The following is a 12,584-nucleotide window of genomic DNA, read 5'->3' on the forward strand; positions in this document are numbered from 1 at the left end:
GACCAGGACCCGGACCCTGACCAGGACCAGAACCAGGACCAGGACCAGAACCAGGACCAGGACCAGGACCCGGACCCTGACCAGGACCAGAACCAGGACCAGGACCAGAACCAGGACCAGGACCAGGACCCGGACCCGGACCAGGCGTCAGCGCCCGAGCTCCGCGCTCAGGTACGGCGCGGTGCGGCTGCCGGGTGCCGCAGCGACCTCGGCGGGCGTGCCGGCAGCGACGACTCGGCCGCCCTCGTCGCCGCCCGACGGGCCCATGTCGATCACGTGGTCCGCCGCAGCGACGACGTTCATCGCGTGCTCGACCACCACGACCGTGTTGCCGGCGTCCACGAGCCGCAGCAGCTGCGTCGTGAGGAGCTCGACGTCCGCGGGGTGCAGCCCGGTGGTCGGCTCGTCGAGCAGGTACAGGGTGTGGCCGGAGCGGGCCCGCTGCAGTTCCGTCGCGAGCTTGATCCGCTGCGCCTCGCCGCCCGAGAGCTCTGGCGCCGGCTGTCCGAGACGCAGGTACCCGAGCCCGACTTCCCGGAGGGTCTCCAGCGCGCGGGAGGCCATCGGCAGCGACGCGAGGAACGACGCCGCGTCCGAGACCGTCATCGCGAGCACGTCCGCGATCGTCGCGTCGTGCCACCGGACCTCGAGCGTCTCGGCCGTGTACCGCGACCCGTGGCACTCCGGGCACGGTGCCCAGCTCCCCGGCAGGAACAGCAGCTCCACCGACACGGATCCTTCGCCCTGGCAGACCTCGCACCGGCCGCCGACGACGTTGAACGAGAACCGGCCCGCGGTCCACCCGCGGGCCTTGGCCTCCTCCGTGTTGGCGAACGCGGCGCGCACCGCGTCGAACAGCCCGGTGTAGGTGGCGAGGTTCGAGCGTGGTGTGCGGCCGATCGCCTTCTGGTCGACCTCGACGACCCGGTCGATGCCCGGATGCGACAGGGCCATCGCTGGCAGGACCCCGCCGACGAGCGACGACTTGCCCGAGCCGGACACTCCCGTGATCGCGGTGAGGACACCCAGCGGCAGGTCGACGTCGAGGCCCCGGAGGTTGTGTCGCGTGACGTCCCGGAGCTCGAGCGTGCCCGTCGGCGTCCGCGGAGTGCGCTCGACGGGCGGGCGGGCCTGCAGGTAGCGGCGGGTGACGGATTCCTCGACGGACGCGAGCCCTGATACCGGGCCGCTGTACAGCACCGTCCCGCCGGACGACCCGGCACCCGGGCCGACGTCCACGATCCAGTCGGCCTGCCGCACGATGCTCATGTCGTGCTCGACGACGAAGACGCTGTTGCCGCCGGCGCGGAGCCCGTCGAGGACCTCCACGAGCGGTTCGACGTCGGCCGGGTGCAGCCCGGCGCTCGGCTCGTCGAGCACGTAGACGACGCCGAACAGCCCCGACCGGAGCTGCGTGGCGATGCGGAGTCGCTGCATCTCGCCGGGGGAGAGCGTCGGTGTCGCCCGGTCGAGCCCGAGGTACCCGAGGCCGAGCCCGGTGAGGACCTCGACGCGGGCCAGCAGGTCCTTCGCGATCGCGACGGCGACCTCGGTGCGCTCGCCCGACGACGCGCGAGACGTGGCGGCTGCGGCGTTGGTGATCGAAGCGACGGGCCGGAGCACCTCCGCGAGGGCGGTGAGGGGGAGCGCGTGCAGCTCGGCGATCGTCTTCCCGCCGAACGTCACCGCAAGCGCGGCCTGCGTCAGGCCGGTCCCACCGCAGAGCCCGCACGGTCCGGACTCGACGAACTGCAGCACCTTCTTCCGCTGCGTCTCGCTCTGCGAGTCGGCGAGCGTGTGCAGCACGAACTGCCGTGCGCTCCAGAACCGCCCCTTGTACGGCTTCGCGATCCGGTCCCGCTGCGGGTGCACCTCGACGACGGGCTGCTCCTCGGTGAACAGCAGCCAGTCGCGGTCCGCGCGGGACAGCTCCCGCCACGGCCGGTCGATGTCGTACCCGAGGACCGCCGTCACGTCGCGGAGGTTCTTGCCCTGCCACGCACCGGGCCACGCGGTGATCGCCCCGTCGCGGATGCTCAGCGACGGGTCGTGCACGGCGGAGGCCTCGGTGACCTCGTGCGCGGTCCCGAGGCCGTGGCAGCGGGGGCACGCCCCGGCGACGGTGTTCGGGGAGAAGGAGTCCGACTCGAGCCGCTCGGCCCCGGGCGGGTACGTGCCGGCGCGGGAGTACAGCATCCGGGTCGAGTTCGACAGGGTCGTCAGCGTGCCCACCGTCGACCGGGAACTCGGGGCGCCGCGGCGCTGCTGCAGGGCCACCGCCGGCGGGAGGCCCGTGATGGACTCCACGTGCGGGGTCGACCCCTGCGCGATGAGTCGCCGTGCGTACGGGGCGACGGACTCCAGGAAGCGACGCTGTGCCTCGGCGAAGATCGTCCCGAAGGCGAGCGACGACTTCCCCGAGCCGGAGATGCCGGTGAACGCGACGATCCGGTCGCGGGGCACGTCCACGTCGACGTCCCGGAGGTTGTTCTCGCGGGCACCGCGGACGTGGATCATGCCGTCGGTCGCGGTGGACGGAGCGGGTCGTGCGTGTGAGGCGGGCATTCGTTCGACTGTAGACGCGCGCGGCTGACCGCGGCGGTCAGAGGATGCGCAGCTCCATCGCGCGCGTCACCGCTCGAGTGCGGTCGTTGACGCCGAGCTTCTCGAACACGTGGCCGAGGTGCGTCTTCACCGTCGTCTCGCTGAGGAACAGCGCGCGACCGATCGCCGGGTTGCTCTGGCCCTGCGCGACGAGCCGCAGCACGTCGAGCTCCCGGGGCGTGAGCGACGGCCCGGTCGGCACGGTGCCGGTGGCCCGGCGGACCAGGGCAGCGGCCGCCGAGGGAGCCAGTGCCGTCTCGCCCCGCGCGGTCGCCCGCACACCGGCCAGGATCTCGGACTCGGGAGCCGCCTTCAGCAGGTAGCCGGTGGCGCCGGCCTCGATCGCGGCGAGGATCTGGTCGTCGGACTCGTACGTCGTGAGGATCAGCACGCGGATCCCGGGATCCGCGGCGAGGATCTGCGCGGTCGCAGCGTCCCCGTCGATCCCCGGCATCCGGAGGTCCATGAGGACCACATCCGGCCGCTCGGCCAGGACGGTCGACACCGCGGACTCGCCGTCCGCGGCCTGCCCCACCACCTCGACGTCGGCGGCGTCCTGCAGGAGCGCGACGATGCCCGCGCGGACGATCGGATGGTCGTCCGCCACCACGACGCGGATCACCGGGTCACCTCCGCCACGGGCTGCTGGACAGCCGGGAGGCTCGGCGCGGTCCCGGTGGGCAGGGTCGCCTCGACGACGGTGCCGCGTCCAGGGCCGCTGGTGATCCGGCAGGACCCGCCCGCCAGGGCGAGGCGCTCCCGCAGGCCGCGGAGTCCGTGCCCCGCGGTCGGGTCGGACGCGTCGAAGCCGACCCCGTCGTCCGCGATCCGCAGGACGGTCTGCTCCGGCGAGGGGAGCAGTGCGACGTGCACCGAGGCGGCGCGAGCGTGCGCGCGGACGTTGCCGAGAGCCTCCTGGGCGACCCGGAGCAGCACCACCTGCGCGTCCCGGTCCAGCGCGCAGTCGGGCGCGTCCACCGTCACGGGTGTGCCGGTCTCGCGCGTGTGCCGCTCGCCGAGGCGGTGCAGCGCGCCGCCGAGGCTGTCGCGGGTGACACCGGCGGCACCGGCGGCGATGAGAGCGCGTGACTCCTCGAGTGCTGCGCGGGCGGACTCCTCGAGGACGGTGAGGCGTTCCTCCAGCGCGTCGGTGCGGTTGCTCGCGAGGTCGCTCTGCGCACGCTCGGTCAGCATCACGATGCCGGCGAGGTTCTGCGCCACGGTGTCGTGGATCTCCCGGGCCAGGCGCTCCCGCTCACTGGCGATGCCTGCCGTGCGGTTCGCCTCGGCGAGGGACGTCTGCGCCGCGCGGAGCTCGTCGAGGAGCCGACGGCGCTCCTCCGACAGGCCGGCGACGCTCGAGATCCAGACACCCATGGCGCACGCGCCGACGACGCTGATGCCCTCGATGAGGAGGGTGCTGACGAGTGCCCCGGCACCGCTGGAGACCTGCAGGCCGATGCCGCTCGCGACGCCGATCGCGATCGAGAGGAGGACGGCGGTCCTGATGCGTTCGGACTGGCACCAGACCAGCGGGAACAGGATGCACTGCACGAACGCGGTGCTCGGGGCGACGGCGGGCAGGACCAGCGCGGCGGCGACGAGGAGGGGGAGGAACGCTGCTGCCGCCCGGCGCTCGTCGTACCCGCGGTACCCGAACGCGGCGTACGCGACGACCAGGACGGCGATCGCGGCGTACGCGGGCCAGCGGGTGCTCCACGGGGACCAGCCGTAGGCGGTGATGAACGCCGTGAGGGCCATCGTCGCGGCGAAGAAGGCGTGCAGCAACCGGTTGCGCACCCAGGTCGCACCGGTCATGCGAGTTGTGCCCATGGTCCGAGCATCCCACTTCGCGGCCGGCATCACGCGTCCTTGCGGTTCCACCGGAACGTGAGCGCGCAGGCCACCGTGCCGAGGACCAGCCATGCAACCAGCACGAGCGTCCCGAGGCCGAGCTGCCACGAGCCTCCCGGCTCGGCGGACGCGAACGCGTCCGGCAGGAAGACCGAGCGCATCCCGCTCGCCATCCAGCGGAGGGGGAAGACCGACGCAACGTTCTGCAGCCAGCCGGGGAGCTGCGTGAAGGGGAGGTAGACGCCGGAGATGAACTGCAGGACCAGGACCACGGGGACGATCGTCGCGGTGGCGCGGCGGCCCTCGCGGGGGAGTGCGGAGATCGCGATGCCGAGGACGCAGCTCGTCGCGATGCCGAGCAGCATGATGCCCGCGAAGCGGGCCCACTTCTCGGGGGCTGTCGGCAGATCCACGCCGAAGACGATGCTCGCGATGCCGATCAGCAGTGCCGTCTGGAGGATCGTCGTAACGAGGACCATGCCGATCTTGCCGATGAAGTAGCTCAGCACCGGGAGCGGTGTGCCGCCGAGGCGCTTCAGGGTGCCGTCGCTGCGTTCCGTGGCGATGTCGACGCCGAGCGACTGCGTGCCGGAGAGGAGGAAGCCCGTCGCCACCAGGCCGGGGAGGTAGTACGTGGCGTAGTCGACGCTCGCGGTGCCTGCTCTGATGTCGGTGGCGCTGCTGAAGGCGACCGAGAAGAGGGCCATCATGATGATCGGGAAGAGGAACGTGAAGAACACCGCGTCGGGCGCGCGGAAGTAGGAGCGGATCTCGTAGGTGATGCGAGCGGCGTTCATTTCTTTTCGACCATTTCGAGGTAGACGTCCTCGAGGGACGGGCGGATGACTTCGAGGTCGTGCATCGGGTCGCTCGTCCTTCGGATGAGCGTTGCCGGGTCTTCTGTGCGTGTTTCGTGCAATTGGCTCTGGCTCGTCCACCTGACTCTCGGGGTGCGGGCCTCGGCGCCACCCAGCTCGTCGATCGGGGCGATGTCGAGGAGCCTGCCGTCCGCGATCACCGCCGCCCGGTCGGCCAGGTGTGCGGCCTCGTCGAGGTAGTGCGTGGTGAGGAGGATCGTCGTGCCCTCCTGCTGGACCTGGTTCAGGAGATCCCAGAACTGGCGGCGGGCCTCCGGATCGAAGCCGGTCGTCGGCTCGTCGAGGAACAGGACCTCCGGGCGGCCGATGATGCCGAGGGCGACGTCGACGCGGCGGCGTTGGCCACCGGAGAGCCTCGCTATGCGGGTGTTGCGCTGTTCCGCGAGTCCCGTGGCGTGCAGGGTCTCCTCGACGTCACGACGCCTCGGGTAGAGCGTTGCGAAGTGGCGCAGCTGCTCGGCCACGGTGACGTTCGGGGACTCCGCGCTGGACTGCAGGACGATGCCGATCCGGGCGTTGTGACTGCGGCTCGTGCGGGCGGGGTCGTGGCCGAGGACCGTGACCGTGCCGTCCGTGCGCGATCGGTAGCCCTCCAGGATCTCGACCGTGGTGGACTTGCCGGCGCCGTTGGGGCCGAGGAGGGCGAAGGTCTCGCCGGCCTCGATGGTGAAGGAGACGTCGTCGACGGCGAGCTTGCCGGTGGGGTAGCGCTTCGTGAGGTGGTGGACCTCGATGGCGGGGGTGGCGGGCATGAGACCAGCGTGGTGAGTCCCTGGCGCTGGAGGATCGGCGGGTGGGGTGTGGTTCGGGTCCTCCGATCGGAGGATGGACGGGAAGGACCTTGCCGGGACCGGCGATGGGTTCGGGGCGCTCGTCCACCGCGGCACGGCGCAGCGCGGTCGAGGACATCAGCCCGCTATCCCGGATGGGTGATATTCAGCGAGTTTGGTTGTGCGGGGACTCGTCGTACCAATATGTTGCCGGATAGTTGTCCGCCGATGGGCCGAGGAGGTGAACATGAACGACGACAAGGAACCGAAGTCAGAAGACGTCTTCGAGATCGACGAGCTCGACAACGTGACGCACCGCGTGGTGAACCGCACGTAAGGCAGTTGCCGTGTCGGGAGGACTCTTCGGCCCTCCCGGCACGGCACGAAGAGGACGCATGAACTCATACACTCTCCGCCCGGGGTGGTCGATGTCCACTCACTCCGACGGCGCGCTCCATCTCGTCGACGAGGATCGTGCGATCGTCGTGCGCTCACCAACGGGTACCTCGCCGTTGGCGGACGCTCTTGCGCAGGTCTCTCCGTCGCCTGCTCCGCTTCTCGGAGTGCTCGAAGACCTCGAGCGGCGTGGTGCCGTCATCGAGTACGACCCGGAGCGCGATCGAGACGGTCGCGCATCACGGCAACTCGAGTACTTCGACGCGTTCACGAACGACGCACAGCTCCTGCAGCACCGGTTGGAATCATGTCGACTGCTCGTCATCGGTCTCGGCGGAACCGGGTCCGAGTTCCTCCGTCACATGGTCGCCGCCGGGGTGCGGAGTTACGTGCTCCTCGATCAGGACGTCGTGGAAGAAAGCAACTTCAACCGCCAGAATCTCTACGGCTACTCCGATCTCGGGCGCCCGAAGGTGCTCGCCGCCGAACGCTGGGTCCGTGACCGATTGCAGAACGCGGACTGCGAGGTGCGGCAAGAAACGGTCAGCGCTGATGACCACTTCGCCTCGCTCCTCGAGGTCAACAGACCTTCTCTGGTCTTCGTAGCGGTCGACGAACCGGTTGGAATCGATCGGGACCTGGCGGCAGTCATGGATCGACTCGGCGTGCCGTACCTCATCGCTGGTGTCGGAATACGCCACGGTCGAGTCCTGGCGGCCTGCTCGGCCCCTGATCCGGCGGTACCGGTCGACACGACGCGGGCCTCACTGGGGACGACGACTGCGATGGTGGCAGCCCGTGCTGCGCATCGCGCAATCGAGTTCCTCACCGGCATGCGATTTCCTTTCGAGGTCGAGGTCGAGGTCGAGGTCGAGGTTGACTGACGGGTTTGACGTCGTCCTGGATCGACGGCCGAACGCGATCGGGCTCGACGCCCGCGATTGGGCAGGCATGCAGGTCACACGGGTGTGGAGTGCGCCACTCTTCGAAGCCGATGCTGCGACCGGGCACTACCGAGCCATCGCTGCAACTGCCATTCGCCGACTCGACGAACTGGAGTGGATCATCGACGTCGATGCGGAGCGAGTCGGCTCTGCTCAGCGCGTCCTTGCTGATTGGCGATGGAACTCGCGCAAGCGCGGTGTCGCCTCGTTCTTCTTCCTCGCCCGTGCCGTGGCCGTCGGTCGTACTGCGCTGCGGATCACGACTCGTGCGCCGTACGCGGATGTCAGGCCGTTCCTCGACGCGTTCGACCTCTGGATCGGGCTTCGCGCTGCGAGCGCCGCATCCGTCGGTCGAGAGCGAGGCCCCTTCTGCGACCGATACGAGCTTGCGGACGGGGCGGAGGTCCGTGTGTTGTCGCAGGCCGCTGCGGCGCACATCTCGACCGGGCGGCGGTGGACCGCTGCGGGTGTTCCAGCCTCGTCGAGGTTCAGTCAGGCGATCTCGACGACACTCCTGACGTTCATCACCGTTCCTGTCGGATCACGTCATCGTTTGGTGGAGGTGCCGAAGCGTGCGCTCAAGGATGAACTCGCCGCATGTCCCTCGGCCGGAGGCGCGTTCCAACTCCTGGACGACCCAATCGTTCACGTCCAGCGGTCGGCTTCGCCAACGTTGTTGCAGTATTCGCCGTTCCGGCCGAACCAGGAGGTGGCGAAGGCCATCTGCTCGGCAGCCGCCGCAGACCTGGCTGAGATGCCGCTGACGCCAGGGACCATCCCGTATCGCGAGGATGCGGATCAGATGTTCGGAGCTGGTCTCGCGCTGACCGTCGCGGTGCCGATGAACTCCGCGACGACGGGATTGACGCGAACCCTGGCAATGACGCCGTGGGTTGCCCGGAGTGGGCTCGTTCCCCGCCAGGCGCTCGCCGTTGCGCTCCGACGCGAAGAACAGACGCCGCGGTGGGACGCTCAGGCCGCCCGATCGATCCTGGGCTCGTCTGCGGGGGTGGGCTCCCTTGCCCGATACGTCGCGGGCCGATCGAACAACCACGGGTGGGACGCGCCCGTTTCAGCACTGGGCATCCTGCCCCTGGACGAGTTGGAGACTCGATGACGACACCCGCACAACCCGCCGCCGCGAACGCCGCGCGGCAGGCCGGACTCGAGCTTCGGGACGAAGCGATCTCGTTCTTCGCTGGCGATGCCTTCGCCGCAACACTTCATCGGGTCCTGCATGACGACTCCCTGGCAGCCACCGTGCGGCTGCCGTTGACGGTGGACTCCACCGCGGTGCTCAGCGACATGCAGCGGGACGCAGGTTGGGAGGAGGAACGGTGGCGCCTTGACGCAACTGGTGCCGTCGACGTCGTGACCGAGTCGGAATTCGCGGCTCTTCCGCACCGGGAGCGATTCTCGTGGTCCGACACGCTTCGAAAGCCTGACCCTCGCGCTTACGCGCTGCGAGGTCTGCTCTCCGCGCTCCGCTCGGATGACGTGCTGCGGAGTTTCAGCGCTGTACACGGTCGACGAGTCCGGTACCGAACGGCCGACATTGCTCGGTATCGCCCCGGGCACTACCTCCGGCGCCATGACGATCTCTACGACGGTCGGGTCTTCGGGCTGGTGTTCTTCCTGCACGACGCGTGGCCGACGAGCGCGGGAACGCGTCTCGTGGCGGAGAAACCGGACGGACGATGCGCAGTCGTCGAGCCCCTTCCCGGGACTGTCGCGGTCATGCGTCTCGCCGGCGAACACCACCACCAGGTCGAGCCGAACCGCTCAACCAATTGGGACCGCTACTCGCTCGCGGTGCACTTCGGTCAAGCAGGTGACTGAGCGCAACAAGACACTGGTCGGCGGGCTGGCAGCGTCTGAGACGGCTGGAGCTCTCGGATTGCAGGTCGCGTACTTCCTCGTGCCGTTGGCCGCAGTACAGCTCTTCGACGCGAGTCCACTCGAAATCGGTGTGCTGAACCTCGTGGACTCCGTCGCTGCCCTCACGGTCGGGATCGCTGCGGGCCACTGGATCGATCGGGTCGGCGGTGTCCGGGCCATGGCGACAGCCAACGTCCTGCGGTTCGCCGTTCTTGCGTTGCTCGGGCTGGCGCTTGTCTTCACTCCGCAGATGTGGGTGCTTTACGTGGCAATGTTCTGCATCGGCGTCGCTTCCCTCACACACGACGCCGGGCTCACTTCAGCGGTCCTGCAGCTCGGGACGCGGTCCAGCCACGGGTTGAACCGGGTCAACTCGTTGCTCCGCGGGAGCTCAGTGGTGTCCGAACTGGCGGGACCGGGTATCGGTGGCCTGCTTGTGGCGGCTCTCGGGTTCGCGGCGGGAGCGGGGGTCGGATCGGTCGGCTTCGGCCTCGCTGCGATCGCTGCGGCACTGTGCCTTCGGCGCATGCGGAGAAGGCGCGGCCCAACTGTTGATCCATCGGACGATTCGTTGCGGGGCGAAGGGAACGCACCACGGGTTCTGGGCGGCTTGCGCTTCATCTGGCAGGACCACGCGCTGCGCCGACTCTCGCTGTCGTCGCTGCAGTTCAACCTGTTCAGCGCCGTGTTCCAGGCGGTCTTCCTGATCTACTGCATCCGCGAGCTCCACTTCGACACGGCAGCAGTTGCGGTGGTCGCGGTCACTGCAGGAATCGGGGCCCTCATCGGCACCGCGCTGGCTGCTTCGGCCCCTGTTGCCGCGGCGCAGAAGACCGTCTACGTCTGTTCCCTCGCGACGCCTGCATTCTGCGTCGGTGCGATGATGCTCGCCAGTCAGACCGAGGGCGTCGTTCCGCTGCTGCTCGTCGCCAGTGCGCAGGCGGTCTTCTCGGCATGCATGGTCGTGTGCGTCGTGCTCTTCAACACGATCCGGCAGCTCAAGAGTCCCACCCACATGGCCGGCCAGATCGCCGCGTCGGAACGGGTGCTCGCTCTCGTCGGGGAGATCCCTGGCGCGGTGATCGGAGGCATCCTGGGCACCGTTTTCGTCCTGGTGCTGCCGTTGGCGGTGGCTTCGATCGGCATGCTCGGTGCCGGCCTGTGGTTGTTGACCGTGCCGGATTGGTCGGACGGAGTTCGAGCGGAGACTGCGGTCGACGGCGCCGTGTGACGGGCGGTGGAGCGGTGGTCGGCGGGCCCGTCAGACCAGCGCCGCCGGGTCGAGGGAAGCCATTCACTCCTCGATGGGGTGTCGAGAAAGCGCAGCGGTGGTGATGCGTGTGACCTCCCCCTGTGCGGACGGGACCATCGACGACCACAAGCAGTGAGTCCGTTGCTCAGTGCATCCGCGTCGACGCGATCCCGCCGTCGACGTCGATGGTGCCACCGTTCACGAACACGGCCTCATCCGAGACGACCCACCGCACGGCACGGGCGATGTCCACCGGCTGCACCGGACGACCCGCCGGGGTGCCCTGCGTCATCGCCGCCAGCACGTCCGCCGAGTCCGCGTTGCCCGGCGTCGCCGTCGCACCCGGCGAGACCGTCACGACACGGATGCCGCGCTGGCCGTACTCCGCGGCCCAAGCCCGGGTCAGCTGCTCGACCGCGGCCTTCGTCGCCGGGTAGAGCGCCATGAACGGTACACCGACCCGTGCCATCCACGAGCCGATGTTCACGATGTTCCCGCCGCCGCGCGACACCATCGACGGGGCGAGCGCTGCGACGAGGACGTGCGGCGCGCGGATGTTCGTTGCGAGCAGTGCATCGACGGTGTCGTCCGTGAGCGACTCCGTGGGACCGCCCGGGTACACGCCGGCGTTGTTCACGAGGACGTCCACGTGCCCGCCGAGCTGCTCGATCGCAGCGGCAGCGAGCGCCCGGACCTCGTCGGGACCGCCGGACAGATCGGCAATGAGTGGCACGGCACGGCCGCCCTGGCGCTCGATGTCGGTCGCGACGGCACGGGTGCGGGCTTCGTCTCGGCCCGCGACGGCGACCGTCATGCCAGCCGCGGCGAGCTCACGGGCGATGGCCTCGCCGATGCCGCTCGAGGCTCCGGTCACGAGGGCGGTCCGCGGGGATTCGTTCGGTGTCGTGTTCATGCTTCGATGCTCGGCCCGCTGCCGGACTCCCGGGTTGCCCCGTCCCGTGAGGACCTTGCCGGATCCCGCAGGACGGGTCGCTCCCGGCAGGCAGCCTGGATAGGTTTGCCGGCGTGGACGACCTCACCGCGCAGCACCTCGACCGAGCCGCTTCGATCGCGTCCACGCACGCCGCCGTCCTCGGATCGGATCACCACGACGCTCCCGCACGGGCGGGCTCCGCGCACCGCGCCGAGGCGCTCGGCCTCACCGTCTCCCGCGTTTTCGAGCCGACCAGCCTGTTCGACCGCCGCTACGTGCCGTCGTTGTCCGTCGTCCTCCGCGGCCGCAAGCGCTCGATCGTCGGAGACGACGACCAAGTCTGGGGCCGCGAGCGCTTCATCATCACCCCGGTCGACCTGCCGGTCGTGGCTGGCGTCGTCGACACCGCCGGCGGCGACGGCTTCGTCTCCGCAGTCTGGCGGCTCGACCCGGCGGTCGTCGGTGGGGTCGTGACGTCGATGACCGCGCCGTCCGCCCCGCCTCGCAGCGAGGTGCCCCGACTCGGAACCTGGACCGCGCCGCTCGCCGACGCGTTCGCTCGACTGCTCGCCCTGCTCGACGCACCAGAGGACGTCCCGGTGCTCTTTCCCCTCGTCTCGCGGGAGATCGTCCTCCGCCTGCTGCAGACCGAGCAGGCGCCGCGCATCACCGCAGCGCTCGACGGTTCCGGAGCCTCGGTCGTCGCAGCCGCGACCGCGCTGCTCACCGGACGCATGGCGGAGCCGTGGTCGATGCAGCGCCTCACCCGCGAGCTCCGTGTCAGCGAGTCCACCCTGTTCGCGCGCTTCAAGGAAGCCACCGGCATGACTCCCGCGCAGTACCTGAAGCGGACGCGGCTCGGAGAGGCACGACGGCTGATGGTCGTCCGCGGCGACACCGCCGCTCGCGCGGCCACCGCTGTCGGGTTCCGCAGTGCATCCCACTTCTCGCGGGACTACCGGGAAGCGTACGGGCGTCCGCCGGCGGCGGATGCGGTCGCGGCGAGGGCGCAACTCGCGTTGGCGAAGGCGGTGTAACGGGGGAGACGGACCTGCTCGAACTCCGGATGCTGTG

11 protein-coding genes are annotated in these 12,584 nt (G+C 69.7%); 5 read left to right on the top strand and 6 right to left on the bottom strand.

Translation table 11 applies throughout. The features are described from left to right. Nucleotides 1-147: 147 nt before the first annotated feature. Genes ACO0E1_RS16280 through ACO0E1_RS16300 form a run of 5 tightly spaced genes read right to left on the bottom strand, consistent with a single transcriptional unit; the run spans nucleotide 148 to nucleotide 6,088 of the window. Nucleotides 148-2,565, bottom strand: coding sequence for an excinuclease ABC subunit UvrA (locus tag ACO0E1_RS16280; RefSeq protein WP_422875120.1), 2,418 nt, complete (start codon nucleotides 2,563-2,565; stop codon nucleotides 148-150). A gap of 37 nt (nucleotides 2,566-2,602) precedes the next feature. Beyond that, nucleotides 2,603-3,226 (bottom strand): response regulator transcription factor, encoded by a 624-nt coding sequence (locus ACO0E1_RS16285; protein ID WP_422875121.1) that lies wholly within the window; start codon nucleotides 3,224-3,226, stop codon nucleotides 2,603-2,605. Then, complete coding sequence (locus ACO0E1_RS16290) at nucleotides 3,223-4,437, bottom strand: sensor histidine kinase (protein ID WP_422875122.1); 1,215 nt, start codon at nucleotides 4,435-4,437, stop codon at nucleotides 3,223-3,225. Before ACO0E1_RS16290 ends, ACO0E1_RS16285 begins: the two co-directional genes overlap by 4 nt. Before the next feature lie 29 nt (nucleotides 4,438-4,466). Next, nucleotides 4,467-5,255: an ABC transporter permease gene (locus tag ACO0E1_RS16295; protein WP_422875123.1), complete on the bottom strand. Its 789-nt coding sequence runs from the start codon at nucleotides 5,253-5,255 to the stop codon at nucleotides 4,467-4,469. Continuing rightward, the gene (locus ACO0E1_RS16300) at nucleotides 5,252-6,088 is read right to left on the bottom strand and encodes an ABC transporter ATP-binding protein (RefSeq protein WP_422875124.1); all 837 of its coding nucleotides are present in this window, start codon (nucleotides 6,086-6,088) and stop codon (nucleotides 5,252-5,254) included. Before ACO0E1_RS16300 ends, ACO0E1_RS16295 begins: the two co-directional genes overlap by 4 nt. Nucleotides 6,089-6,453: 365 nt before the next feature. On the opposite strand from ACO0E1_RS16300, the gene ACO0E1_RS16305 reads away from it, so the two are divergent. From ACO0E1_RS16305 to ACO0E1_RS16320, 4 genes are read left to right on the top strand one after another with little or no spacing between them, the layout of a single operon-like run. Then, nucleotides 6,454-7,386 (top strand): ThiF family adenylyltransferase, encoded by a 933-nt coding sequence (locus ACO0E1_RS16305; RefSeq protein WP_422875125.1) that lies wholly within the window; start codon nucleotides 6,454-6,456, stop codon nucleotides 7,384-7,386. Next, a complete protein-coding gene (locus ACO0E1_RS16310; protein ID WP_422875126.1) occupies nucleotides 7,379-8,563 on the top strand; it encodes a hypothetical protein in 1,185 nt (394 codons plus the stop codon). Before ACO0E1_RS16305 ends, ACO0E1_RS16310 begins: the two co-directional genes overlap by 8 nt. Continuing rightward, nucleotides 8,560-9,285: a 2OG-Fe(II) oxygenase gene (locus tag ACO0E1_RS16315; protein ID WP_422875127.1), complete on the top strand. Its 726-nt coding sequence runs from the start codon at nucleotides 8,560-8,562 to the stop codon at nucleotides 9,283-9,285. Before ACO0E1_RS16310 ends, ACO0E1_RS16315 begins: the two co-directional genes overlap by 4 nt. Further along, nucleotides 9,278-10,555 carry an MFS transporter gene (locus ACO0E1_RS16320; protein WP_422875128.1) on the top strand — a complete coding sequence of 426 codons (1,278 nt, stop codon included), beginning with the start codon at nucleotides 9,278-9,280 and terminating at the stop codon, nucleotides 10,553-10,555. The genes ACO0E1_RS16315 and ACO0E1_RS16320 overlap by 8 nt, the downstream gene beginning before the upstream one ends. 166 nt (nucleotides 10,556-10,721) lie before the next feature. Here ACO0E1_RS16320 and ACO0E1_RS16325 read toward each other — a convergent pair whose 3' ends face one another. Then, a complete protein-coding gene (locus tag ACO0E1_RS16325) occupies nucleotides 10,722-11,489 on the bottom strand; it encodes an SDR family NAD(P)-dependent oxidoreductase (protein ID WP_422875129.1) in 768 nt (255 codons plus the stop codon). 113 nt (nucleotides 11,490-11,602) lie between these two features. On the opposite strand from ACO0E1_RS16325, the gene ACO0E1_RS16330 reads away from it, so the two are divergent. Then, a complete protein-coding gene (locus ACO0E1_RS16330; RefSeq protein ID WP_422875130.1) occupies nucleotides 11,603-12,547 on the top strand; it encodes an AraC family transcriptional regulator in 945 nt (314 codons plus the stop codon). Nucleotides 12,548-12,584: the final 37 nt, after the last annotated feature.

It is taken from the genome of Curtobacterium guangdongense, from assembly GCF_049341845.1.
GTDB lineage: Bacteria > Actinomycetota > Actinomycetes > Actinomycetales > Microbacteriaceae > Curtobacterium > Curtobacterium guangdongense.

Excerpts from the sequence above, each read along its gene's own strand:
- ACO0E1_RS16295 (WP_422875123.1), bottom strand. The coding sequence starts at position 5,255 with ATGAACGCCGCTCGCATCACCTACGAGATCCGCTCCTACTTCCGCGCG.
- ACO0E1_RS16300 (WP_422875124.1), bottom strand. The coding sequence starts at position 6,088 with ATGCCCGCCACCCCCGCCATCGAGGTCCACCACCTCACGAAGCGCTAC.
- ACO0E1_RS16280 (WP_422875120.1), bottom strand. The coding sequence starts at position 2,565 with ATGCCCGCCTCACACGCACGACCCGCTCCGTCCACCGCGACCGACGGC.
- ACO0E1_RS16290 (WP_422875122.1), bottom strand. The coding sequence starts at position 4,437 with ATGGGCACAACTCGCATGACCGGTGCGACCTGGGTGCGCAACCGGTTG.
- ACO0E1_RS16315 (WP_422875127.1), top strand. The coding sequence starts at position 8,560 with ATGACGACACCCGCACAACCCGCCGCCGCGAACGCCGCGCGGCAGGCC.
- ACO0E1_RS16325 (WP_422875129.1), bottom strand. The coding sequence starts at position 11,489 with ATGAACACGACACCGAACGAATCCCCGCGGACCGCCCTCGTGACCGGA.